At 64.5% G+C, this 21,967-nt stretch carries 26 protein-coding genes; 23 read left to right on the top strand and 3 right to left on the bottom strand.

Annotated elements, in window-relative coordinates; translation table 11 throughout:
• Positions 1 to 79: 79 nt before the first annotated feature.
• The 10 genes from DES41_RS25800 (at position 80) to DES41_RS25755 (ending at position 9,436) form a co-directional block, all read left to right on the top strand.
• Complete coding sequence (locus DES41_RS25800) at positions 80 to 292, top strand: AlpA family transcriptional regulator (protein ID WP_114470490.1); 213 nt, start codon at positions 80 to 82, stop codon at positions 290 to 292.
• Positions 293 to 333: 41 nt separating this feature from the next.
• Positions 334 to 1,209, top strand: a complete 876-nt coding sequence (locus tag DES41_RS25795) for a ParA family protein (protein ID WP_114470489.1) — start codon at positions 334 to 336, stop codon at positions 1,207 to 1,209.
• The gene (locus DES41_RS25790; RefSeq protein ID WP_114470488.1) at positions 1,193 to 1,453 is read left to right on the top strand and encodes a hypothetical protein; all 261 of its coding nucleotides are present in this window, start codon (positions 1,193 to 1,195) and stop codon (positions 1,451 to 1,453) included. The genes DES41_RS25795 and DES41_RS25790 overlap by 17 nt, the downstream gene beginning before the upstream one ends.
• The gene (locus DES41_RS25785; RefSeq protein WP_114470487.1) at positions 1,446 to 3,110 is read left to right on the top strand and encodes a ParB family protein; all 1,665 of its coding nucleotides are present in this window, start codon (positions 1,446 to 1,448) and stop codon (positions 3,108 to 3,110) included. Before DES41_RS25790 ends, DES41_RS25785 begins: the two co-directional genes overlap by 8 nt.
• Before the next feature lie 15 nt (positions 3,111 to 3,125).
• Entirely contained in the window at positions 3,126 to 3,686 is a 561-nt protein-coding gene (locus tag DES41_RS25780) for a DUF2857 domain-containing protein (protein ID WP_114470486.1), read from the top strand.
• A 3-nt stretch (positions 3,687 to 3,689) separates the two neighbouring features.
• Positions 3,690 to 4,964, top strand: coding sequence for an STY4528 family pathogenicity island replication protein (locus DES41_RS25775; protein ID WP_114470485.1), 1,275 nt, complete (start codon positions 3,690 to 3,692; stop codon positions 4,962 to 4,964).
• A 331-nt stretch (positions 4,965 to 5,295) separates the two neighbouring features.
• Positions 5,296 to 6,084 carry a PFL_4669 family integrating conjugative element protein gene (locus DES41_RS25770; RefSeq protein WP_012112316.1) on the top strand — a complete coding sequence of 263 codons (789 nt, stop codon included), beginning with the start codon at positions 5,296 to 5,298 and terminating at the stop codon, positions 6,082 to 6,084.
• Positions 6,081 to 6,608 carry a DUF3158 family protein gene (locus DES41_RS25765; protein WP_003098978.1) on the top strand — a complete coding sequence of 176 codons (528 nt, stop codon included), beginning with the start codon at positions 6,081 to 6,083 and terminating at the stop codon, positions 6,606 to 6,608. The genes DES41_RS25770 and DES41_RS25765 overlap by 4 nt, the downstream gene beginning before the upstream one ends.
• Positions 6,609 to 6,681: 73 nt before the next feature.
• Positions 6,682 to 7,122 carry a single-stranded DNA-binding protein gene (locus DES41_RS25760; protein WP_003098976.1) on the top strand — a complete coding sequence of 147 codons (441 nt, stop codon included), beginning with the start codon at positions 6,682 to 6,684 and terminating at the stop codon, positions 7,120 to 7,122.
• 283 nt (positions 7,123 to 7,405) lie between these two features.
• A complete protein-coding gene (locus tag DES41_RS25755) occupies positions 7,406 to 9,436 on the top strand; it encodes a DNA topoisomerase III (protein WP_003116834.1) in 2,031 nt (676 codons plus the stop codon).
• Between the two features lie 723 nt (positions 9,437 to 10,159).
• Here the strand turns inward: DES41_RS25755 and DES41_RS25750 are convergent.
• A complete protein-coding gene (locus tag DES41_RS25750) occupies positions 10,160 to 10,795 on the bottom strand; it encodes a cation efflux transmembrane domain-containing protein (protein WP_003098972.1) in 636 nt (211 codons plus the stop codon).
• A 384-nt stretch (positions 10,796 to 11,179) separates the two neighbouring features.
• On the opposite strand from DES41_RS25750, the gene DES41_RS39265 reads away from it, so the two are divergent.
• Both DES41_RS39265 and DES41_RS39260 read left to right on the top strand, forming a co-directional pair.
• Positions 11,180 to 11,416, top strand: coding sequence for a sterol desaturase family protein (locus DES41_RS39265; protein ID WP_003098970.1), 237 nt, complete (start codon positions 11,180 to 11,182; stop codon positions 11,414 to 11,416).
• 12 nt (positions 11,417 to 11,428) lie between these two features.
• On the top strand, positions 11,429 to 11,803 hold the full coding sequence (locus DES41_RS39260) for a DUF3703 domain-containing protein (protein WP_011516992.1): 375 nt from the start codon (positions 11,429 to 11,431) through the stop codon (positions 11,801 to 11,803).
• Positions 11,804 to 11,870: 67 nt separating this feature from the next.
• Here the strand turns inward: DES41_RS39260 and cadR are convergent, their stop codons facing one another.
• A complete protein-coding gene (gene cadR / locus DES41_RS25740; RefSeq protein WP_003098965.1) occupies positions 11,871 to 12,269 on the bottom strand; it encodes a Cd(II)/Pb(II)-responsive transcriptional regulator in 399 nt (132 codons plus the stop codon).
• A 91-nt stretch (positions 12,270 to 12,360) separates the two neighbouring features.
• Here cadR and DES41_RS25735 point away from each other — a divergent pair, with 91 nt between their 5' ends.
• From DES41_RS25735 to DES41_RS25695, 9 genes are all read left to right on the top strand, one after another.
• Positions 12,361 to 15,273, top strand: coding sequence for a heavy metal translocating P-type ATPase (locus tag DES41_RS25735; protein WP_211333076.1), 2,913 nt, complete (start codon positions 12,361 to 12,363; stop codon positions 15,271 to 15,273).
• Between the two features lie 3 nt (positions 15,274 to 15,276).
• Entirely contained in the window at positions 15,277 to 15,777 is a 501-nt protein-coding gene (gene lspA / locus DES41_RS25730) for a signal peptidase II (protein ID WP_003098955.1), read from the top strand.
• Positions 15,778 to 16,113: 336 nt separating this feature from the next.
• Entirely contained in the window at positions 16,114 to 16,425 is a 312-nt protein-coding gene (locus DES41_RS39900) for a hypothetical protein (RefSeq protein ID WP_003108988.1), read from the top strand.
• Between the two features lie 337 nt (positions 16,426 to 16,762).
• Complete coding sequence (locus DES41_RS25720) at positions 16,763 to 16,975, top strand: hypothetical protein (RefSeq protein ID WP_003116833.1); 213 nt, start codon at positions 16,763 to 16,765, stop codon at positions 16,973 to 16,975.
• A 21-nt stretch (positions 16,976 to 16,996) separates the two neighbouring features.
• The gene (locus DES41_RS25715; RefSeq protein ID WP_003116832.1) at positions 16,997 to 17,389 is read left to right on the top strand and encodes a hypothetical protein; all 393 of its coding nucleotides are present in this window, start codon (positions 16,997 to 16,999) and stop codon (positions 17,387 to 17,389) included.
• A 182-nt stretch (positions 17,390 to 17,571) separates the two neighbouring features.
• Positions 17,572 to 18,258 (top strand): hypothetical protein, encoded by a 687-nt coding sequence (locus DES41_RS25710; RefSeq protein WP_003116830.1) that lies wholly within the window; start codon positions 17,572 to 17,574, stop codon positions 18,256 to 18,258.
• Between the two features lie 83 nt (positions 18,259 to 18,341).
• Positions 18,342 to 19,079: a DUF5983 family protein gene (locus tag DES41_RS25705; protein ID WP_003116829.1), complete on the top strand. Its 738-nt coding sequence runs from the start codon at positions 18,342 to 18,344 to the stop codon at positions 19,077 to 19,079.
• 97 nt (positions 19,080 to 19,176) lie between these two features.
• On the top strand, positions 19,177 to 19,455 hold the full coding sequence (locus tag DES41_RS25700) for a hypothetical protein (RefSeq protein ID WP_003116828.1): 279 nt from the start codon (positions 19,177 to 19,179) through the stop codon (positions 19,453 to 19,455).
• A 288-nt stretch (positions 19,456 to 19,743) separates the two neighbouring features.
• On the top strand, positions 19,744 to 20,568 hold the full coding sequence (locus DES41_RS25695; RefSeq protein ID WP_003098941.1) for a hypothetical protein: 825 nt from the start codon (positions 19,744 to 19,746) through the stop codon (positions 20,566 to 20,568).
• Positions 20,569 to 20,829: 261 nt separating this feature from the next.
• On the opposite strand, the gene merR is transcribed toward DES41_RS25695, so the two are convergent.
• Positions 20,830 to 21,237, bottom strand: coding sequence for a mercury resistance transcriptional regulator MerR (gene merR / locus DES41_RS25685; RefSeq protein WP_003098939.1), 408 nt, complete (start codon positions 21,235 to 21,237; stop codon positions 20,830 to 20,832).
• A 71-nt stretch (positions 21,238 to 21,308) separates the two neighbouring features.
• Here merR and merT point away from each other — a divergent pair, with 71 nt between their 5' ends.
• Positions 21,309 to 21,659: a mercuric ion transporter MerT gene (merT, locus tag DES41_RS25680; protein ID WP_003116827.1), complete on the top strand. Its 351-nt coding sequence runs from the start codon at positions 21,309 to 21,311 to the stop codon at positions 21,657 to 21,659.
• Between the two features lie 12 nt (positions 21,660 to 21,671).
• The gene (gene merP, locus DES41_RS25675; protein ID WP_003116826.1) at positions 21,672 to 21,959 is read left to right on the top strand and encodes a mercury resistance system periplasmic binding protein MerP; all 288 of its coding nucleotides are present in this window, start codon (positions 21,672 to 21,674) and stop codon (positions 21,957 to 21,959) included.
• Positions 21,960 to 21,967 lie beyond the last annotated feature (8 nt).

Below are 21,967 nucleotides of genomic sequence, written 5' to 3'. Positions count from 1 at the left end.
TGCAGTGTCTTTCCGCAGCCATGTCTATTGAATAGAGGTCACGCCAACAAACGCCACTGAGCGTTCAGGAGTGACCGCCATGTCGCAAGTACCTGCACTGCCACCGCACGAGCGCCGCATCCTGCGGCTCGATGAAGTTGAAGCGAAGTCCGGCTTCAAACGCGCCCACATCTACAACCTGATGAAGAAGCGCCAGTTCCCACAGGCGCTGCGCCTGGGCGTGCGCGCCGTGGGCTGGGATTCGGTCGAGATCGACCAGTGGATCGCCGAACGCCTCAACAACCGCACCTGACCCGCTCCCCTCGGATTTCCCATCGCCAAACGGAGAGCGCCATGCAGGTCGTATCCATCATTTCAACGAAAGGTGGCGTCGGCAAGACGACCACGGCCGCCAACCTCGGCGGCCTCGCCGCCGACGCGGGGCTGCGCGTGCTGCTGCTCGATCTAGACGTGCAGCCCACCTTGTCCTCCTACTACGAACTGACCCACCGTGCGCCCGGTGGCATCTACGATCTGCTGGCGTTCAACGAGCGCGCCCTCGACCAGCTCGTATCTCGCACCATCATCGCGGGCCTGGACCTGGTGCTCTCGAACGATCACCGGGGTGAACTGAACACCTTGCTGTTGCACGCGCCAGATGGGCGCCTGCGGCTGCGCCATCTGCTGCCGGCGCTGGCGCCACTATACGACCTGGTGCTGATCGACACCCAGGGCGCGCGCTCAGTGCTGCTGGAGATGGCGGTGCTCGCCTCCGGCATGGCGCTGTCGCCCGTGACCCCGGAAATTCTCGCTGCTCGCGAACTGCGACGCGGCACCATGCAGTTGCTGGAGGACATCGCGCCATACCGGCACCTCGGCATCGAACCGCCATCCCTGCACCTGCTCATCAATCGCGTCCACCCCGTGTCCGCGAATGCACGGATGATCCAGCAGGCGCTGCGCGACCTGTTCCAGGACCATGCCGGCATATGCGTGCTGGGCACCGACGTGCCGGCCATCGAAGCCTATCCGCGCGCTGCGACGCGCGGCCTGCCGGTGCATCGCGTCGAGCATCGCCAGCCACCGGGCAGAGTTGCGCCCGCCGCGCTCGACACCATGCGCGCGCTCGCCGGCGAACTGTTCCCGCAGTGGCAAGACAGATTCGCCCTCGTGTCCGGTCGTCCTCCACGTTCTATTGCAACCGGGAGGCCCAATGGCGAACGCACATGAACTGGCCCGTGGCCACAAGCGGCTGCGCGCCCTGATCGAGTTCGCGGTGAGCGAAGGCTGGCACGTCAAACGCACCCGGGGCGGACACCTCAAATTCACCAAGACCGGCTGCGCCGCCATCTATACCAGCTCGACCGCGAGTGATTACCGGGCGGATCTCAACGCCCGTGCGCAGATCCGCCGCGCCGAGCGCGAGGCCCGCATGGCCCGGGCCGCCAACGCAGAGGGATGCGGCCATGGCTGAGATGACCTCCCAGGACATGGCCGGCAAGCTGCTTGCCGCCGGGTTCGAGCGCAGCGGCCCATCGGCCACGGCTCTGAGCGACCCCATCGCCGACACGCCGATGGTCGTGACACTGGACCAGTTGCGACCCTACGACCACGACCCCCGCAAAAAGCGCAACTCGGCCTACGATGAAATCAAGGCTTCCATTCGAGAGCGCGGCCTGGATGCGGCGCCAGCCATCACACGCCGTCCTGGCGAGGCGCACTACATCATCCGCAACGGCGGCAACACCAGGCTGGCGATCCTGCGTGAACTCTGGGCAGAGACGAAGGACGAGCGCTTTTTCCGCATATCGTGCCTGTTCCGGCCATGGCCTGCGCGCGGAGAGATCGTTGCGCTGACCGGGCATCTCGCCGAGAACGAACTGCGCGGCGGCCTCACGTTCATCGAGCGCGCTCTGGGCGTCGAGAAAGCCCGCGAGTTCTATGAAGCGGAAAGCGGCACCACCCTGAGCCAGTCCGAGCTGGCCCGCCGCTTGGGCGCCGACGGCTTCCCCGTGCAGCAGTCGCACATCAGCCGCATGGCCGATGCGGTGCGCTACCTGCTGCCCGCGATCCCGACCGTGCTCTATGGTGGCCTCGGCCGCCACCAGGTCGAGCGGCTGTCGGTCATGCGCAAAGCCAGCGAGCGCACGTGGGAACACTATGCCAAGGGCCGCTCCCTGCCGCTGGACTTCGACAGCTTCTTTCTGGAGGTGCTGTCGCAGTTCGACGCCCAGGCCGATGAATTCTCCCCGCAGCGTGTGCAGGACGAGTTGATCGGTCAGATGTCCGAGCTGCTGGGCATCGACTACGACGTGCTCGCCTTGGACCTGACCGAATCCGAGAGCCGCCACCGCGCCCTGGTCAGCGACCCAACACCGCCATCGGCGCCGCCGGCATTGCCTGAGCCTGGGGCCATCGCACGGCCGCCGATCGAACCGGCACCGTCCCCCGCTACAGCAGGACCTTCTGCAGGCCACCCTGCCGCCGCGCCGACAAGGCCCCAGGACGATGTGGCCCCGAGCGAGGCATCCGCAGCCCGCCCTGCGGCAGCGGCTGGCGATCGGCTTGCCGAGCACATCGTCTCTCCGGCACCGACGACCGAGCGGCTCCAATCCATCCAACGCATGGTCGCCGACCAGTTGGGCGATGCGCTGCCGCCCGACTTCTCCGCCAACGTGTTGCAGTCGATTCCCGTGCAGGCCGGTGGCCTCTATCCCATCTCGGATATCTGGCATATCGACCCAGGCCTCGACACACCCGACCGCCTGCGCATCCACATCGCGCAGTTCGCGCGCGAGATCGCGGGCGAGGCCGACCTGGACGCGTGTGTCGAGGATCGTTCTGATGGCATCGGGTTCGCGTGTCGTGCCCCGACCCAGGCTTCGTCGCCCCTCGCACGTGCCGTGCTCGCGCTGCTGGTTTCCCTGGCCGGTCAGCAGCCCGGTGACGTCGGCTTGGACTGCGGGCACCTCGTCAACGACCTGCCGGCGCTGTTGCACGGCCAGGGCCAACGTCATGCCGACGGGACCCGGCGACTGAGCGACACCGCGCTGGTCAAGCTGTTTCGGCTGCTGCGGCTGGCCCGGCGCCTGCTGGATCTGGAAGCCGGCGCTGTCGGTCCTGGGACCTGAGCGAGGGAGGCCCGCATGTCCGCACCGAACCCCCTCAACCAGGCCGTCATCGCGCAGGCGCTCTACGACCTGCGCAACGGGCAACTGCGCCGCTGCAAGGCGATGGGGTTCGGTGAGGAAGATTTGGATGCGCTCAAACATCCGGCGCTGATCAGCGTGCTGGCCAATGCCAACGTCTCCTGGTGCTCAGTCTCCGTGAACCGGGAAGTGCTCCGGCGATTGCTCAAACAGGCGCGGGACGTGGAGAAAGAGATCGCCACCGTCGATCGCATGCTCCGCCTGGGTGCCAGTACCGACATGGTGAGCCGCTTCTACGGACTGACGCATCAGGAAGTCGCGCTACGGCGCGAAGTTCTCGGCCTGCCCAAACGCAAGGGGCGCCATCCGGTTCTGGACGAGGAGCAGGACACCGAGCTGTGGCGGCGCTGGAAGGCCGTGACCAGCAGCAGGAATGTCGAGCTGGAGGATGAGACCTCGGTTCTTGATGCGGCAATGGACCTCGCCGAAGGCATGGCACTGCCACTGTCGGTGGTCTGGGCTGCGATCAAGAACTGGATCGATCAGGGATTGGGCTGAATCATGGCCGCGGATGACGCTGCACCAAGAACACCACGCCAAGGCCCCATCGCCCTCGCTGATCTGTTCGACAGCGCGCTGAAAGACCTTGCGCCAAAACCTCGCCCGCCCGCGCCCGAGCCGGCTCCCGCATCCGCATCCGCATCCGCATCGGCGCCGTCGCCTTCGCCTGCGTCCGCAACCGGCGACGGTTTCCTGTTCAGCGGCAATCGGCACGAGAGCGTACCGCGACGGTTGTTCCTCGACCGACGCCTGACGCCGCTGGAACGCAATGCCTGGCAAGTCTTCCGGATGATGCTCAACGAGGATGGCGTCACGGCGTTTCCGACGTATGAGCAACTTCGCCCGTGGCTCGCGTCAATGCCCTGCGCCGGGCAAGCCTCCCACGAGACCGTGGCACGGGCGCTGACGCTGTTGCGCCTGACGCGCTGGTTGAGTCTCGTGCGCCGCAGGCGTGACCCCAAGACCGGGCGCATCCTCGGCAACCTCTACGTCCTGCACGATGAGCCCCTGACGCCTTTCGAGGCGATGCAGCTCGACCCGGACTACTTGGAGCTCGTCAGCCAAGCCCTGGGCCATTCGGCCAAGGCCGTCCAGGTCGTGGGCTTGCACACCCTCAAGGAAATCGCCGAAGACCCGTTGTTGTCTGGCCGCACGTTGCCCTCGCGGCTGCAGGTCCTTGCCGAACGCCTCGCGAGCCAGGGCATTGGGTCGCAGGAGAGTTATCCACAGAAGGATAGGGTTCACGATTCCGAAGAAGGGGCGCCGAGCCTTCTTCGGAATTCTGATGACCCCTCTTCGGATTCCGAAGCAGGGCCGAAACCCGCGTCAGACGGCGCTCTTCGGAATCCGAAGCAGGACCGTACTGTACGTAGTAGTCGTATGAATGAAGTACGTACTACCGCGCGTGAGCGTGGGCAGGCGCGTGCGATGCCAGGAGTTCGCCTGCCTGATCGCTTTCTCGGCTTGAAGGAAGAGCAGCAGGCCGCCGCCATCGTGGCATTGCAGCAGGTCGATGCTCCGCTACGCCAGGCCGTGCTGGACGAATGGGCGGATCGCTGTCGCGGCAGCACCATCCGCAACCCGGCAGGCTACCTGTTCGGCATCATCCAGCGCGCCATCCGTGGCGAGTTCAACGCCTGGGCCAAGCAAGCCGGGTCAGCACCGCCACCTGCCCCTGCACGAGATGCACCGCCTGAACCACCGCGCAATGTGGTTCCACCCGAGGTGGCCCGGCAGCACATTGACCGGCTGCGCGACCTTCTGCGCAGTAGCTGAGCGCGACGAGCGACAAGGGCGTGAAGCAGACGTCGATGGCCGTCAGTAGAGCTATCCCCAGGGGATAGATGTACTACAAGCTGTAACGCCGACAGGCACGGCATGGCACTTCGGTCCAGGGGGGCCGTAATGGCGTCGGTTGCATGAGCGCACGCACCATTTGCGCGAGCAGCGCTCCATGGCTTTCGATGGAGCTATCCCCTGGGGATAGCTCGTGTCACAGGCCACCGCTGCCACGACAACCGGGTCCCGGTTCATTTCGGTTTGTTGACTGACTGCCTTCCGTTGCGTGCCGATCCTGACCGCTCCTTTTCCCAAGCGAGCGGACGCCATGGCAACCAACGAACCTCTGCAACTCAATCTCGGCTCTTTGCGCAGCGCGATGTCGCTGACGCTTCACACCCACCACGCCTCGCGCATCTGGCATGGCCGCGCCGCCGCCGAGGGGCGACCCGGCATCGTCGGCCTGAACGGCTACATCGCCGTGATGAACAAGATGAAGCGCGGCTCGGAGCAGGACGACCCGTACAGCGACTGGTGGATGTTGCGCATCGAGGAAAAGCTCGACCAGACCAGGACCACGTTGCAATCGCTGCGCGAGCAGGTTGACCAGGCACTGGCCGGCGTGCCTGCGGCGTTGAGCCTGGGTGAGAACCTCAACGTGCAGCCGGTGAAGCTCCCCTTGTTCGTGAACGCGCAGCTCGGCTTTGCCGCCGTCTATCTGCTGGCCGACTACGACGACATCGCCCGCAAGCTGATCCTCGCCCACCACACCGCGCTGATCGATCGCTCGACGTTGGAGCGCTGGCTCAACGAAGGTGCCCACGCGCTGCGCAGCCTGTTCAGCCTGGCCCAGCAATACCGCTACTCGGGCTGCACCCGCGACGACTTCGCGGCCAAGAACGCCGCAGCTCGGGCAGCATTGGAGAAGTTCGGCGAACTGCCGCAGGACGTGCTCGAAGGCATGCGCCGCTCGAAGTTTGCGCCGCCCGTCGTGCGCCGTGGTCTGCAACAGCGTGGTGATAGCGCTGCCGCAGCCGCATCTCCCACCGACGAAGGCGCTGCCGCCGATTCGGCCGAGGCCAAGTCCACAGCCGCCGGCGAGGACGAACCGGCATGAGCGACCCGAACCGCGAACCGCGCTACTTCCGTCGTCTGGAACAGCCAGCCTTCATGCGGCTGGAACACGCGGCCTCTCTAAAAGGCCTTTTAAAGCCTTTTAAAGGTAAAGGGGACTTCGAGGCCTGGGCCAGCCAGTGCTTCGCCATGCGCGACGAGTTGATTGCCCTGGCGCAGCGACAGGTGCTGCCACAGGCGTGCGGGCATCCCTTCCACCTGCTTCCCGTCGAGCTGGCCCAGCAGACCACTGGCGCAGGCACGACCTTTCTTCGCTGGCGCAAGCACGATCGATCGGCCATGGGCGTGGCGTTGTGGCAGGAGCTGATGGCGAGCCCCAGCACGCCGGTCAACCTGCTGCACGACCTGCACGAGATCGAACTGCAGCGCGTCATGCTGAACATGCAGATCAGCCTGCTGCACACCCTGGGCAGGCAAGCACAGGAATGCGCCAGCAAGGCCGCGCAGGCGGACAACACCTACCTGCGCCGGCTCGCGTCCGTTCCTGCCGCAGTGCGCGATCGGTGATTGCGCCTGCCATCCGAGCACGCGCCCGAGCCCAACGAGGCACGGGTATTTCAACCACCACGGAGATTCCAACATGAGCACACAATTCATCGGCGAGGGCAACATCGGATCGCCTCCCGAGTACCGCGAATTCCCCAATGGCAACGACGATCCTCGCCGGTTGCTCCGGCTGAACGTGTACTTCGACAACCCCGTCCCCACCAAGGGCGGCGAGTTCGAGGACCGCGGCGGCTTCTGGGCGCCGGTGGAACTCTGGCACCACGACGCCGACCGCTGGCAGCAGCTCTACCAGAAGGGCATGCGGGTGCTGGTCGTCGGCCGCATGGAGCGCGACCCCTGGACGGACAACGAAGATCAGCCGCGTGAGACTTGGCAGGTCAACGCGCGCAGTGTCGGCATCCTGCCGTACCGCATCGAGTCTGTGGCCCTCAGCCCGAAGCCACAGGAGGCAGAGCCGAAGCCCCAGGCCACCCAGGAATCGACGGCGCCGAAAGAGACCAAGCGCAGGAAGTGATCGGGCATGGAGGGCGGCTGCCGCAGTGCTTCGCCGCCCTCCATGCGCTGCGAATTATCCCCAGGGGATAGCTCCACCAACGTCCACCGAGTTCCACGCGCGCTCCCGGAAATCGCGGCTCTCGGCCCGCACACTTCCGGCCACGCACCTTCCCCGCACTCGCCATTTCATCGGCGTGAAAGCGGTCGCTGCCGCATGCGGCTTGTTTGCTGCTGCCAGGGGCTGCGCTCGGCATCCTCGATCCCAGCAACTCCATGAACAACAGGAATCGGGATGGACGGATATGCGGCTGTTCTTGTGCGAGAAGCCCTCCCAGGGCAAAGACATTGGCCGGATTCTCGGCGCCACGCAGCGCGGTGAAGGCTGCCTCAACGGTTCCGGCGTCACGGTCACCTGGTGCATCGGCCATCTCGTGGAGGCGGCGCCGCCCGAGGCCTACGACGAGCAGCTCAAACGATGGTCCGTTGAGCAGTTGCCCATCATTCCCCAGCACTGGCGGGTCGAGGTCAAACCGAAGACCGCCACGCAATTCAAGGTCGTCAAGGCGCTCTTGGCGAAGGCGACTCACCTGGTTATCGCCACCGATGCCGACCGCGAGGGCGAATTGATCGCCCGCGAGATCGTGGAGCTTTGCGGCTACCGCGGCCCCATCGAACGCCTGTGGCTGTCGGCGCTCAACGATGCGTCCATTCGGGCGGCACTGGGCAAGCTGCGGCCTTCGGCCGAGACGCTTTCGATGTACCACTCGGCGCTGGCGCGCTCCCGTGCGGATTGGCTCGTGGGCATGAACCTGAGCCGGCTGTTCACGGTGCTGGGGCGACAGGCGGGTTACGACGGCGTGCTGTCGGTCGGCCGCGTACAGACCCCGACGCTCAAGCTCGTTGTGGACCGCGACCGCGAGATCGCGCGCTTCGTGTCCGTACCATACTGGGCCATCGCCGTGTCCCTGTTCGCAGGCGGTTCGACTTTCGCCGCGCAATGGGTTCCACCCGATGCGTGCACCGACGACGCAGGCCGCTGCCTGCGGCAGCCGGTCGCACAGCAGACCATGCAGCAGATCCGCGCTGCGGGCAGTGCCCACGTCGTGTCGGTGGAGACTGAGCGTGTCCGCGAAGGCCCGCCGCTGCCGTTCGACCTGGGCACCTTGCAGGAAGTGTGTTCCAAGCAGCTTGGGCTGGACGTGCAGGAAACCTTGGAGATTGCCCAAGCCCTGTACGAGACGCACAAGGCCACGACGTACCCCCGCTCGGACTCCGGCTACCTGCCCGAGAGCATGTTTGCCGAAGTGCCCACCGTTCTCGACAGCCTGCTCAAGACCGATCCCTCGCTGCGCTCGATCATGGGCCAGCTCGACCGCTCGCAGCGCTCGCGCGCCTGGAACGATGGCAAGGTCACGGCGCACCACGGCATCATCCCGACGCTCGAACCGGCGAAGCTCTCCGCCATGAGCGAGAAGGAACTGGCCGTGTACAGGCTCATCCGGTCGCATTACCTGGCGCAGTTCCTCCCTCACCACGAGTTCGACCGCACTGTGGCCAAGTTTTCGTGCGGGGGGCAGAACCTGGCGGCCACGGGCAAGCAGGTTGTCATCCCGGGTTGGCGCCAGGTGCTCGCCGAGCCGCAGGCCGAAGACGGTGATGGCGAGGGCGATACTGCGGTCCGCGCCCAGGTGCTGCCCGCGCTGCCGAAACTGTATGAGGGCCTGGCATGCCAGGTGGCCGACGTCGATCTCAAGGCACTCAAGACGCTGCCGCCCAAACCGTACACGCAAGGCGAGTTGGTCAAGTCCATGAAAGGCGTCGCCAAGCTGGTGTCCGATCCCCGCCTGAAGCAGAAGCTCAAGGATACGGTTGGCATCGGCACCGAAGCGACGCGGGCCAACATCATCGGCGGCCTGATCGCTCGCGGCTACCTCGTGAAGAAGGGGCGCGCCATCCGCGCCTCGGATGCGGCTTTCACTTTGATCGATGCCGTGCCTGCGGCGATTGCCGACCCTGGCACCACCGCCGTCTGGGAACAGGCGCTCGACATGATCGAGGCCGGACAGCTCACCCTGGACGTGTTCATCGGCAAGCAGGCCGCGTGGATTTCGCAGTTGATTGCGCAGTACGGCAGCGCCTCCCTGTCCATCAAGGTTCCCCAAGGGCCGGCATGCCCGCAGTGCGGCGCACCCACGCGCCAGCGCAGCGGCAAGAGCGGCCCGTTCTGGTCGTGCAGCCGCTACCCGGACTGCAAAGGCACGCTGCCAGTCGAATCCGGCAGCTCCAAGCGCGGCGCCTCGCGCCCGCGCCGTAGCGGCCGCAAAGGCTCCTGACCGCCCCCGTTCCCCGTGAGCCGTGCCCGCCTTCGGCGGCGTGGCCCCTGTCCCGCACTCCGCCGCATGCCCTGCGGGACGCCCAGCGCGCAACGCCTTCTTGATCCGTGTGCGCGTCCCGCCCAGCCGTCCCCGGCCGCGGGACCTGAAGGTAGCTTCTCTGCGAGCCGCACCACGCGCGTTCTGTTGATCTGCGTTTCTTCCGCCCTCTGCGAAGGGTCTCCCGGTGGCTTGCCAGGCTGCACGAGCCACCGGGAGACCCTTCGTGGTCAGCGGTAATCGGTGCCGGTGCCCGCCGGTGCAAAAACGGGCTCCCTTTGTGCGCGGATGTGCGCCAGACGATGCCGGCCCCAGCCACGACATGGGCCGGGTGTGATTGCTTGATGAGCAGACGGTTCTAGCGACGACCGGGCCTGCCAATCAGCCCACGGGTGGTTCCTCTTTTCTCCCGAGCCGAAGGCCGTTGGGCCTTCGGCGCCATTCTCCTGCCCATCAACGTCCCGGCCCGGCCATTGGCCTGGGCCACACGAACAGGAGAGACGACATGCACCCTCAACCTTGCGCACCGCTGCTGTACGGCAGACGGAGGTCGAGAACGGCATGCCCGCCTATCGCGCGGCCATCGCCAATGGTACGCTCGGCTGCAGCCGAGGCCGTAGCCCAAAGGCTGGACTACCTCTTTTGCAGAGGTAAACCTCGGGATGAACTGGGCGAAAACATGCCTTATGTGCCCGCCTTACGGCGAGCTGTTTCCGATGCTTCGCGCAGGATTTCCCGCCCCCCATTCGCTGCGATTGCGGCCACGATGACGCCCAGCACCAGATCCGGGATGTTCGACCCGAACCCCATCACCAGCACCCCGGACAGCACAATCGCACCATTGACGATGGAGTCGTTGCTGGTAAAGATCGCTGACGCCTTGAAGTTCACATCTTCCCCGCGATGGCGGCGCAGTAGTCTGAGGCACACTAGGTTCAAAGCCGCGTTCAGCGCGGCCATGGCCATCATGGCTGGGCCGACAGGCTCTTCCCCTCCAGCGAAGCGGCGTAGGACTTCCAACAGCAGCAGCGCGGCCAGGCCGATTAGCAAGAAACCCGACAAGCGGGCCGCGCCCACCTTGACCGTTGCCGCACGACCGACGGCATACAGGCTAACCGCATAGACCGACGCATCGGCGAGGTTGTCCAACCCGGCGCCCATCAGCGCCGTAGAGCCAGCCCAGATGCCAAGGGCAATGCCGGCGGCGGACTGCGTCAGGTTGATCAGCAACACAGTCAGAAGAATCTTTCGGTCCTTCGCATCGCTCGCATCTAGGCGGCCCAACTCGTCGTTTTCGTGATTTCTGTGGTTTTCAGCCATGCATTGTTCCTTCCAAATCGATGGATGCTGAAGCCTGTAGCGGCTGGAGAGTCAAGGCGCAGATGCAACGAACTTGCCACAGGGTCTTCCCGGACGCCCTTGACTCTACCGTAGCTAGAAGGTTTTCCAATCCAGTCAGAGCTTTAGGACAGAACAGATGAGCACCAATGCGCCCCCTTCATTGCGACTGTCATCCGGTATGGCTGCTATCCACTGATCCGTGGCGCCACTGCGGTTGTGCTCTTCGGCGAGCTCGCGACCGGCCGGCCGTCTTTTCCGACGGAGCTACTCACAGTGATCGTCGCGCTCGCTTGTGCCGCCTTGCTAGAGGGCGGGCGGCCTTTCCACTCCCCGTTGAGCCAGTAGCGGCGTTCCAAGCTGTGGTTGGCCGTCGGCGCATGGCTCGGCTTCTTGGTCGTGCATCTGGCCTTCCAGCACTCCAATCTGGGATACCGGGTCGGGCCGTTGGGATTGTTGATCGGGGTGGCTGAAGCCCATCGCTGGCATCACAAGCGTGAGCACGAAGACGCCCAAGTCAACTACGGCGATTTCTGGATGCCCGGGGGCCACTTGTTCAGCGCTTTCCGGTCGCAAAAGCACACGCTGGGCGCCAAAGAGTGACACTCAAGAAAGATGGACTTTCCAATGGACTACGGCCCGCAGCTTGTCTATCCCTTCCGGAGCCGGCCAGCAGCGGCAAACGCTTGCGCTGCTGGCTATACGATCTTGCCCACGTCGCATTCTTGCGCGAGTCGGGCCTTGCGGCTTCTTGCGAAGCGATCGCGAGTTGCGTGGCGTGCCCATGAGTCGGGCCGCGTCGTGGCGCACTGCTACCTTGGCCTGCACCTGCACCTGCGCAGCCACGCCGCGATGCTCGGTCTGGCCTGGAGAACCCGTAAGGTGGCGGAGATTGCGGCGCGCAGGTCGTCCGGCTCGCGCTGGCTCCTGTGGGCCACGCCCTCGGTCGCACGCCGTCTCAAAACGTCAGAATCGCGCGCTTTCGCATGATGGAGCGCGGCACGTGGCTCTCAGAACTGGACCCGATCACTTCCAGCACCGATGACACGCTCGAGCTTCAGGCGGGCTCGGCCAAGCTGTTGAGAATGCCGCACTCGCGCGAGGTTCGGGCGCTATCGCAGGAGCGTCGCAGATCCATTAACTCGCGCTCCAAGGCGCGCAATTCCTTCATCTTGGTCCGCACTTGCGCGATATGAGCGTCGACCAGCGCGTTCACCTCGCCGCAGCCCAACTCTGGCCGATCCCGTAAGTTCAGCAGTTGACGGATCTCATCCAGCGTCATGTCCTTCGCCCGGCAGCGGCGGATGAACAGCAAGCGCTGCAAATGGACTTCGTCATAGAGCCTGAAGTTGCCCTCGCTACGTGCAGGCTCGGGCAGCAAGCCTTCTGACTCGTAAAAGCGCACGGTCTGCACCAAGCAATCTGCCTTCTTGCCCAGTTCACCGATCCGCATCATGGTTGCTTCCTATAAAAAACTTGACTCTATATCTACTAGAGGTTTTCTAATGATGGCATCCGGGGAAAACCTTGTCAATGAAGAGCGATCTATGAACAAAGAACCTTCCAGCCCATGCGCCTGCTCCGGCGGCAATGGCCAACAGACGGCGTGCGCCAGTGAGCAGGCCAGCACTGAAACCACCGTTTTCCACGTGAGCAACATGGATTGCCGCAATGAGGAAGCACTGGTGCGGCGAACGCTGGAGGGCATGCCCGGTGTCGAGCGGCTCCTGTTCGATCTTCCGCAGCGTTTGTTGACCATTTCGCACCGCGAAGTCTCGGCCGATGCCTTGGAGCAAGCGCTGAATTCGGTGGGCATGAAGGCTCAGGCTGTCCGAGACGCCGCCGTGTCGACCACCTACCGCATCGAGAACATGGACTGCCCGAGCAAGGAGAAACTCATCCGCTCGCACCTCGGGGCAGTCGAGGGAATTCAGGACCTCGACTTCGACCTCGCTGAGCGCACCCTGTCGGTGAAACACCTCGCTCAGGCACGCGCGCAGATGGAGCAGGTCCTGGCCTCGATCGGCATGCGCGCCAAGGAGCAGACCTTCGGCCACACGGGGCCGATCGAAGCCGCGGCTGTGATCCCATCCTCGGCCCTGCAGCAGCAACCAACCGCTGCCGTTTCCGCGCCGCCGATCGGCGAGCGGGTGACGTACCGGATCGAGAACATGGATTGCCCGACGGAAGAAGCGCTGATCCGCGACCGGCTGGGCAAGCTGCCGGGTGTGACCGCGCTCGACTTCAATCTGATGCAGCGTGTGCTGGGAGTCCAGCACACGCTGGCGACCTCAGCGCCGATCGAGAAGGCGCTTGCTTCCATTGGAATGCAGGCTGCGCGGCAGGACATGCAGACAGCCACCACGGTACTTCGCATCGCGAAGATGGACTGTCCGACCGAGGAAAGTCTGATCCGCGGCAAGCTGCAAGGCATGCCGGGCGTGCAGGGAATGGATTTCAACCTGATGCAGCGCACGCTCACGGTTCGGCACACACCCGACGCGATCAAGCCGGCAGTCGAAGCCATCGAATCGCTGGGCATGGAAGCCGAGGTCCAGAGGACTGATGAGCCGCGCGATGCCCCGGTGGCCGCGCACAAGACCAATTGGTGGCCGATGGCGGTTTCGGGCGTTGCGGCGGTGGCCGCCGAAGGCGTGTACTGGGTCAACGACGGCAATCATTGGGCCGTGATCGTGCTGGCACTGGTTTCGATCTTCACCGGCGGCCTCAGCACCTACAAGAAGGGCTGGATCGCGCTGAAGAACCTCAACCTGAACATGAACGCCCTGATGGCCATCGCGGTCACCGGCGGCATGGCGATCGGCCACTGGCCGGAGGCCGCCATGGTCATGTTCCTGTTCGCGTTGGCGGAAGTGATCGAGGCGAAGTCGCTGGACCGCGCCCGCAACGCCATTCGGGGGCTGATGGACTTGGCGCCCGAGACCGCGACCGTGCGGCAGGCCGATGGCTCATGGACAGAGCTGCCGGCCAAGGAGGTCGCAAAGGGCGCGGTGGTCCGCGTGCGTCCTGGCGAGCGCATCGCACTGGACGGCCTGATCACCTCGGGTCGATCGGCCATCAACCAGGCGCCCATCACCGGCGAGAGCCTGCCCGTCGAGAAGGCCGAAGGTGACCAGGTCTTCGCCGGAACCATCAATGAGACCGGCTCTTTCGAATACAAGGTGACCGCAGGCGCCAGCGACTCGACGCTCGCGCGCATCATCCATGCCGTGGAGTCCGCGCAGGGCAGCCGTGCGCCCACGCAGCGCTTCGTCGACCAGTTCGCCCGCGTCTACACGCCGGCGGTGTTCGCGGTGTCCGTGCTGGTTGCCGTCGTGCCGCCGCTCGCCTTCGGCGGCGCATGGTTTGACTGGGTCTACAAGGCCCTGGTACTGCTGGTGATCGCCTGCCCCTGCGCTCTGGTCATCTCCACGCCGGTCACCATCGTCAGCGGCTTGGCCGCTGCCGCCCGACGCGGCATCCTGATCAAGGGTGGCGTCTACCTGGAGGGCGGGCGCAAGCTCAAGGCGTTGGCCCTGGACAAGACCGGCACACTCACACATGGCAAGCCCGAGCAGACCGACTTCGTGCCGCTGATCGGCGAGGCGCAGGAAGTTGCCGCCTGGGCCGCAAGCCTCGCGGCACGCTCGGACCATCCTGTGTCTCAGGCCATCGCCCGCAAGGCGAACCGTGACGGCATCGCGCTGCACGAGGTCGACGACTTCGCGGCGCTGCCTGGCCGCGGCGTGCGCGGCCGCGTCGCCGGGCGCATGTTGCACATGGGCAACCACAGGCTCGCCCAGGAGCTGGGCCTGAGCGAAGCGACGCTCCAGGCTCGGCTGGAGACCCTGGAGCGCCAAGGCAAGACAGCGATCCTGCTGATGGACGATGCGACCGTGCTCGGCATTTTTGCAGTGGCCGACACCGTGAAGGAAACCAGCCGTGAGGCGGTGGCCGACCTGCAGGCGCTGGGTGTGCGCACGCTGATGCTGACGGGGGACAACCAGCACACGGCCGCGGCCATCGCTGCCCAGGTCGGAATCTCTGAAGCCCGTGGTGACCAACTGCCCGAAGACAAGCTCAAGACCATCGAAAGCCTGGTCGGCGGCGAGGGCCAGGTGGGCATGGTGGGCGACGGCATCAACGATTCGCCCGCGCTCGCCCGTGCCGACATCGGCTTCGCCATGGGCGCGGCCGGCACCGACACCGCGATCGAAACAGCCGACGTCGCCCTGATGGACGACGACCTGCGCAAGATCCCCGCCTTCATCCGGCTGTCGCGTAGCACTGCGGCGATCCTCACGCAGAACATCGTTCTGGCCCTTGGCATCAAGGCGGTGTTCCTTGCGTTGACGTTCACAGGGCATGCCACCATGTGGATGGCTGTGTTCGCTGACATGGGGGCAAGTCTTTTGGTTGTCGTCAATGGGCTGCGCCTCCTGAAGTTCAAGGCGGCATGAACAATGGATGAACCATCTCTTCGCAAGACGCAGTGGTACTCACTCGCGATCGTTATATTCGCCGGCGATCAGGCAGCTAAGAGCTACATTGACGCGACAACTCCCTTGGGTTGGTCGCACGAGGTGGCGTCATTCTTCAACCTAGTTCACGCTCTCAATCCCGGCGCGGCGTTCAGCTTCCTTGCTGGCGCGGGCGGCTGGCAGCGGTGGTTTTTTCTGGCGATCGCGTTCGCAATATCGGCATGGCTCGCATGGCTGCTCTCCCGGCCGCTGCGCAAAACGGAAGGCCTTTCGTACAGCCTCATTCTGGGCGGCGCATTGGGCAACGCGTTCGACCGCGCCACGCGCGGGCACGTTATCGACTACATCGACTTTCACCTGCACGGCTGGCACTGGCCCGCCTTCAACATCGCTGACATGGCCATCGTGGGCGGGGCGATCGCGCTGGTGGCCCAGTCGTTCATGAGCGTGGAGAACCCGGCCGCCACAAAGGAGTCCCAGTGACATTGGGACGATCCGGAAATTCGCAATGCACACGGTGCAGGACACCAATCTGAAGAGAACGGCCCCCAGCATGAGCGGCCGCGGCTTGGCCCTCATGCTAGCGCCCACCGCCGCTTTTGCTGCAACGCCCTGTTGCGATGGCGGCGATTGCTGCAACGACGTCGCAATGCCTTGCTGTGAATAAACAGCACGCAAGCCAGTTGACCTGGCAATTATGAAAGTCCATCACGGCGATGCTGGCCTTTTTCGTTCCAATGAGCCGTCACGGAGAGGTGATGATGAAGCTATGCCGGGATCCTGCAAGCTTTAGGACGGTCTTCTTTACCGCATAGCGATATGCTGATGTCACCCGTTCGCCTCGCCTGGCAAGTACAAGTAGTTCGTCGCGGTTTTCTGGCCGTGTCCGCCCGCTTCGCTGGCCCTTTTGCCCCAAACAAGCGCAATCATGCCTGCGTTACCACCAAAGTTCGCCCCCGCCAGTTGCTGTTCCTAAAGGGCATCAAGCTCAACGCCATCGCCGACCGGCCAGCGTATTTCGCATCGCTGCGTGCCCGTCGGGGCCAGCCCATCGTCATCCTCGCAGAGCTGGGACCGGACGAGGCATTCGCCCTGTGGAAGCAGCATGTACTGGGCGACAGGCCTCGCTGACCCAGTTTCGCCTCATCCTCCTGACAGCCCCGCACTTATTGCGGGGCTTTCTTTTTTCCGCGTTCGCCAATCGGGGCTGTTGCAAATGCCGATTTCCGGCTGACGCGGCTCGCCTCGCGCATGAAGCTGCCCGCATGTGTCGCTGATTCGTCAGCACCATGCCAGCAGCCAGAGTTTCCAGGCTGCCGCGGATTCTTTCCGCGCTACCCGCCAGTCCGCCATCGCATCGAGTCTGCGGACGCGCGTCACCCGTGACGCCGATGCTTTTTTCTCAACCGCGTGCGGGAGCTGCCATCCCGTGAGGGACGAGGCCCCGCTTTTTCCAAGGAGCCCGTCCATGTCCCAGCAAGCCTCTTTCGGCCAGTTGGCCTTGATCCATTGCGGCAAGTTCCTGCCGCTCGAAATCCTGCATAGCGCCGCCGGCCACTACATCGGCACGCGCGATACAGAAGGTCCCGTTTCGCGGGAATCCTGCCAGTACTTCCGCAGCTATGCCGCGGCTCAACGTGCCCTCGAAAGAGGCGGCTGGTCCCAGCTCGCCACACCCTGATCCAACTGGAGGAACCACGTCATGAACCAGCTTTTGCCCCAGGAAGTCGTCGATCAGATCATGCGGGAAGAGCAGCATTTCGCCGCCGCGCCCCAAGCCTTCTTCGAGGTCTGGAAGCGCGGCGTCGAGATCGCAGGCCCGCAATGGTTTGGCGACGGCACGCGCGAAGGCCTGAACCAGGCAAAGAGCAAGTGGGATCTGCGTCCCGACATGCTGCGTGCCAACGACGCACTCGGCGTCCTGAGCAGCGGGGAACGCATGTTCCTGTCCGCCATGTTCAGCTTCTACAACGCGCGCGAGGGCGGTGCCATGCTCAAGCGCTGCCACTTCCAAGGACTGTCGGACTTCGATGGTCTCGATCTGCAACGTCGCCAGGTGATCGCCGACCTGCTGCTGAACTACAGCGGTTGGTGAGCCGGTCCCTGGCACACCTTCATCACTGCGTTCACGGGACCCCATGAGGGACATGCGCCTCGTTCGAGGCCATGTCCCTCGCGTTTTCTCCCCGCCCAGCGCCATCCGGCATCAGGCGGTTTCCCCTGCGGATGCCATCGTCCGCAAGGGCTGGCTCCGTTCATTCATCGAAAGGAGCCTTCATGGCCAACAACTACTACGAAGCCACCGGCGTTCTCGTGCTCGACCGTGTGACGCCCGTCATCCAGGCGCTGTTCGGCGCCTTCGCGCTGGACGAGAGCCACCCCGGCAACGGGCAGGCCTACATCGCCCAGATCGCCGAGACCACCAATCCGCAATGGCCGGACGTGCTCGATGGCCTGGAAGACCTGGCCACGCAACTCGGTATTCCGATGCCGGACGACGAAGGGCTGTCGATCCCGCCGCTGCTCGAACTGCTCGCCGTGCACTTCCGTGCCGATGAGGACGAAGAGCTGGGGAACTTGATCGACCGTCATTCGTTCGAGGACACCGCCGATCTCGACGCATTGTTTCTGATCGCCACCCGGTTCGATGACGGGCACCACCTGACCGCCATCCAGTTCGAGGGCTGCTGGTACTGCAGCAAGCCGCGGCTGTTCGAGTTCGGCGGCAACGGCTGCTACCTGAGCCGCGAGGTCCGCTTCATCAGCTCCTCCTCCCAGGCCCTCCAGCTCGGCGACCAATTGCGCAAGACCATTGTGGCCGCCGACATCGAAGAGGCTTCGGCCCTGATCGCGCTGGAGACCATCAATCTGCTGGCGGGCGTCAGCGACGAGCCATTCCGCATGAATTTGCGCCGGCGCGTCGCCGAGCGATTGGCCCAAACGCCAACGATCAGCGTCACCTGACGCTGTTTCCTTTCTTTCCACCCACCGGGGTCAATTCCCGGTGGCGGGGATTTGCTCCATCATTATTCTGTTGGAGAAATCCCATGTCCCAGAATCCCAATCCCTTTCTACGCGGCTACTGGAATCTGAAAATCGTCCGCACGCTGTCCATCAGCTACGAGGACGGAAGCCCGCATGTTTGGCGAAACATCCACCCGAGCCAGCAGCACCTCTGCGACGCGGCGCTGGTTTCTTCTCCTTGCATCATCACCAGCGACTTCGCGGTGGTCAGGACTGGCACCGAACCTGTCGGCGCCGCACTGATCGCCGAATGCGACGCGGCTGAAGGGGGCAGCGGCGAAGGCATGGTGGGTGCCGTGGTGTACGCGATCCACGGCGACGACTTCGACGGCCGCCCCGTCCACATTGGCGACACCTATTCGGCCGAGGCCGCACGGGAAGTCGTGCAGCGGTTGAGCTTCGAGACCGGCTACTACAGCCGGTGCTGGGAAATCAGCAGCGCGCACATCAGCCGCGAAACCGGCCAGTACCTGGCCAACCTGGCTGACCTCGCGACGCCGGAGGCCTTTTTGTTCATCGCGTTCCGGATTCCCTACAGCCCGGCGATCGGCGTCAAGCTGATCTCCACGCCCTGGACGGACCAGCACCTGCAGGACGTCGAGGGGATCGCCGCCGAGCAGCTTCGGCAGGAGCACCGCAGCAAGGGCATGCCGGACGAGCTGGCACAGATCCTTGAACTGGCCGGCCAGGCCGACGTGCGCATCCTCATCCTCGATGCCGACGCACCCGTGTTGCCGGGCCTATCGCTGGCCGGCGAATAGCTGCCACACACATCCCCGGCCTTCCTTGTCCTCACCGCATGCCGGCCCGGTCTCCCGCCAGAGAGCCGGGCCGGCGCACTTTCACAGGAGCGATCCCATGTTCCCCGACCTCATCACACCCGCATCCGACTTCGAGCACCAACTCGGAGCCTGCGTCAACGCCATGAGCCAGGAAGATGCCATCGGCCAGATCCTGGTATTCGAGCGCATGAGCGGCACGCTGCACATGCGCCATATCGCCAGCGCCGACCTGGTGGACACCGACGTGGACGACTACGAAATGGTCGTCTTCGACGGTGGCAACACAAGCGGCGACACGTGGAAACACGTGTTCTTTCCGCGTCAGCGCGAGCACTACTTCGTGTACCAAGCCTGATTCCTCCAGCCCCTTTCGAGGGGCTTTTTCTTGCCCGCAGCACAGGAAAACGGTTGTGGTGCGGTGCCGTTTCCTGCGGGCAGGCAGACCGCCCCAGGGCCATGCTTGCCCCATGTTCGTCGGCGTTGCCGGCACATGCCCAGGCAGTCGAGACCTTCGAGGCTGCAAGCGCGGGAAACCGTGCTGGTCGTTTCTTCCTACGGACCTACCGCGTCCATCCACGCCACCCACAAGGGACCTCTCCCTTGCGGGCGGGGAATCCCTTGTTTTTCCTCAAGGAGTTTCCCCATGGATCGTTCCCTCATCAAATCCATGATGCCTTCGCTGGTCGCAGGCCATGTGCCCCGCAACGTGCGGTCGTTCAAGTACCGCGTGTTCGATGATCAGCCGCTGTCCTCAACGCTGGGCTTCGCCATCGACCCCCAACCCTTCGACGGCAAGGTGGTCGCCGCGACCGACGATGCCATCGTCGTCAAGCTCAAGCCTTCCGAGTTCGCGGTGCTCGATCCCAGCCTGGTGACCACGGTTCCTGCCGAAGGCGCCAAGGTGCATGTCCAACCCTATGCCCGTCGTCGCTTCGACGGACTGCGCGCGGACACGCCGGAGGTCATCACCGAGGAGACTTCGGACGGCACGCCGTACACCATCACGAGGCACATCCTCGGCTCGGCGCCGGCCAAGCTGCCCATTCCCACGCCGCAGTGCATGGAGTTGGGCCAGCTCATCGAGCAGTTGGAGGAGATGCCGGCCCCCGATCGCTTCCGGCGCATCACCCACATGCTGGTGGATGCCGGTGCCCGCGACTTCACCTGGGTCGATCCCACGCCCTCCAAGATCATCGAGACCCCGCCGGCGATCAGCTTCACGGTCTCGACCGCGAAGTTCGAGGGCCGGGTGACGATCCTCTACGACCGCGGCGGAGACACCTACGTGGTGGAACTGCACCGTCAGAACGGTGAATCGGTCGAACTGGTCGATCGGCACGACGAGGTGTATTTCGACATGCTCGGCGAAGTGCTGGAGAGGCTCATCGACGACGGGCGCTGGCGCCAGATCGACGTGAGCATCCTCGACGCGAAAGCGGCCCGCAAGCGCCAGGCCGTCCCGGCATGACGCCCCGCAGCGAAACCGGGCGGTCCTGCGGCTGACCCGAGGCATCCGCCACGGCGTTCCAGCCGTTCCGGCCGCGTGCACTACAGGCCCTTCATCCCATCGGATGGAGGCCTTTCTCATTCTTCCACACAGGAGATTTCATCCATGTCACTGCGATTCAAAGGCGCTGACCTGCGCCCCGTGCTGACCGAAGCCATCGCCAATCAGGGGTCGTCTCAGAAAACGGAAAAAAATCGTACGCTAAGAGCCGAAGTGGGCCCTTTAGCAGCAATGCAAAGCTGCGATCAACGGGCAGGAAACATTGCCATGGTGCGCGTTGCACTCTCTCACTAGCGTCGACAGGGCCTCTTCCATCCGCGTGAGGTCCGCCATGCGTGCGCGCACATCGGCCAGCCGGTGAGCAGCCAGTTCGGCCGCCTCGCTGCAATGGGTGCCGTCCTCCAGTTTCAGGAGCTGGCCGACTTCATCCAGGCTGAATCCCAGGCGCTGGGCTGACTTCACGAACTTCACCCGCGCCACGTCCGCCTGCCCGTAGCGGCGGATGCGACCGTAGGGCCGCTCCGGCTGGGGTAGCAAGCCCTTGAGCTGATAGAAGCGGATCGTCTCCACGTTGACCCGGGCTGCCTTGGCGAAGGCCCCGATGGTCAGATTCTCTTGAGCGTTCTCCATGGCGCTTGACTCCGTAGTTGACTACGGAAGTAACGTTACAGCATCAAGCGAAGTCCCGGAAGGAGAACCTTATGTCGGAACCCAAGAACGGCTGCGGCGCACTGGCGACCGGCGGCGTCGCGGCCGTCCTCGCCTCGGCCTGCTGCCTCGGCCCCCTTGTCCTGGTCGCGCTCGGCTTCTCTGGCGCGTGGATCGGCAACCTGACCGTGCTGGAGCCGTATCGGCCGATCTTCATCGGCGCAGCGCTCATCGCGCTGTTCTTCGCCTGGCGCAGCATCTTCCGACCAGCCCATGCCTGCAAGCCCGGCGACGTTTGCGCCGTGCCCCAAGTGCGGACTGCCTACAAGGTGATCTTCTGGATCGTGGCCGCCCTGGTTCTGGTTGCCCTCGCGTTTCCCTACGTCCTGCCGCTGTTCTACTGAAAGGAGATCACCATGAAGAAACTCACCACCCTCACCACCCTCATCGCCCTGGCCGCCGCTCTAAGCGCGCCCGCCTGGGCTGCCACCAAGACCGTCACCCTGTCGGTGCCCGGCATGACCTGCGCCGCGTGCCCGATCACGGTCAAGACGGCTCTGTCCAAGGTCGCCGGCGTCGAGAAGGCCGAAGTCAGCTTCGAGAAGCGGGAGGCCGTCGTCACCTTCGACGAGGCCAAGACCAATGCCGACGCCTTGACCAAGGCCACCGCAAACGCGGGTTACCCGTCCAGCGTCAAGCAGTGAGGGCGTAA

Origin of the sequence: Pseudorhodoferax soli (genome assembly GCF_003337555.1) — a bacterium.
GTDB lineage: Bacteria > Pseudomonadota > Gammaproteobacteria > Burkholderiales > Burkholderiaceae_C > Pseudorhodoferax > Pseudorhodoferax soli.
Note: the sequence above shows the minus strand (reverse complement) of the source record. Positions and strands in the feature narration are given on the sequence as shown.

What these genes read in the sequence shown, in the direction of transcription:
- DES41_RS25735 (WP_211333076.1), top strand. Translation starts at nt 12,361, where the DNA reads ATGAACAAAGAACCTTCCAGCCCATGCGCCTGCTCCGGCGGCAATGGC.
- DES41_RS25760 (WP_003098976.1), top strand. Translation starts at nt 6,682, where the DNA reads ATGAGCACACAATTCATCGGCGAGGGCAACATCGGATCGCCTCCCGAG.
- DES41_RS25770 (WP_012112316.1), top strand. Translation starts at nt 5,296, where the DNA reads ATGGCAACCAACGAACCTCTGCAACTCAATCTCGGCTCTTTGCGCAGC.
- DES41_RS25800 (WP_114470490.1), top strand. Translation starts at nt 80, where the DNA reads ATGTCGCAAGTACCTGCACTGCCACCGCACGAGCGCCGCATCCTGCGG.
- DES41_RS25765 (WP_003098978.1), top strand. Translation starts at nt 6,081, where the DNA reads ATGAGCGACCCGAACCGCGAACCGCGCTACTTCCGTCGTCTGGAACAG.
- DES41_RS25790 (WP_114470488.1), top strand. Translation starts at nt 1,193, where the DNA reads ATGGCGAACGCACATGAACTGGCCCGTGGCCACAAGCGGCTGCGCGCC.
- DES41_RS25710 (WP_003116830.1), top strand. Translation starts at nt 17,572, where the DNA reads ATGGCCAACAACTACTACGAAGCCACCGGCGTTCTCGTGCTCGACCGT.
- DES41_RS25695 (WP_003098941.1), top strand. Translation starts at nt 19,744, where the DNA reads ATGGATCGTTCCCTCATCAAATCCATGATGCCTTCGCTGGTCGCAGGC.
- merR (WP_003098939.1), bottom strand. Translation starts at nt 21,237, where the DNA reads ATGGAGAACGCTCAAGAGAATCTGACCATCGGGGCCTTCGCCAAGGCA.
- DES41_RS25715 (WP_003116832.1), top strand. Translation starts at nt 16,997, where the DNA reads ATGAACCAGCTTTTGCCCCAGGAAGTCGTCGATCAGATCATGCGGGAA.
- lspA (WP_003098955.1), top strand. Translation starts at nt 15,277, where the DNA reads ATGGATGAACCATCTCTTCGCAAGACGCAGTGGTACTCACTCGCGATC.
- DES41_RS25705 (WP_003116829.1), top strand. Translation starts at nt 18,342, where the DNA reads ATGTCCCAGAATCCCAATCCCTTTCTACGCGGCTACTGGAATCTGAAA.
- DES41_RS39900 (WP_003108988.1), top strand. Translation starts at nt 16,114, where the DNA reads ATGCTGATGTCACCCGTTCGCCTCGCCTGGCAAGTACAAGTAGTTCGT.
- DES41_RS25780 (WP_114470486.1), top strand. Translation starts at nt 3,126, where the DNA reads ATGTCCGCACCGAACCCCCTCAACCAGGCCGTCATCGCGCAGGCGCTC.
- merP (WP_003116826.1), top strand. Translation starts at nt 21,672, where the DNA reads ATGAAGAAACTCACCACCCTCACCACCCTCATCGCCCTGGCCGCCGCT.
- DES41_RS25795 (WP_114470489.1), top strand. Translation starts at nt 334, where the DNA reads ATGCAGGTCGTATCCATCATTTCAACGAAAGGTGGCGTCGGCAAGACG.
- merT (WP_003116827.1), top strand. Translation starts at nt 21,309, where the DNA reads ATGTCGGAACCCAAGAACGGCTGCGGCGCACTGGCGACCGGCGGCGTC.
- DES41_RS25700 (WP_003116828.1), top strand. Translation starts at nt 19,177, where the DNA reads ATGTTCCCCGACCTCATCACACCCGCATCCGACTTCGAGCACCAACTC.
- DES41_RS25775 (WP_114470485.1), top strand. Translation starts at nt 3,690, where the DNA reads ATGGCCGCGGATGACGCTGCACCAAGAACACCACGCCAAGGCCCCATC.
- DES41_RS25755 (WP_003116834.1), top strand. Translation starts at nt 7,406, where the DNA reads ATGCGGCTGTTCTTGTGCGAGAAGCCCTCCCAGGGCAAAGACATTGGC.
- DES41_RS39260 (WP_011516992.1), top strand. Translation starts at nt 11,429, where the DNA reads ATGGACTTTCCAATGGACTACGGCCCGCAGCTTGTCTATCCCTTCCGG.
- cadR (WP_003098965.1), bottom strand. Translation starts at nt 12,269, where the DNA reads ATGATGCGGATCGGTGAACTGGGCAAGAAGGCAGATTGCTTGGTGCAG.
- DES41_RS25785 (WP_114470487.1), top strand. Translation starts at nt 1,446, where the DNA reads ATGGCTGAGATGACCTCCCAGGACATGGCCGGCAAGCTGCTTGCCGCC.
- DES41_RS25750 (WP_003098972.1), bottom strand. Translation starts at nt 10,795, where the DNA reads ATGGCTGAAAACCACAGAAATCACGAAAACGACGAGTTGGGCCGCCTA.
- DES41_RS25720 (WP_003116833.1), top strand. Translation starts at nt 16,763, where the DNA reads ATGTCCCAGCAAGCCTCTTTCGGCCAGTTGGCCTTGATCCATTGCGGC.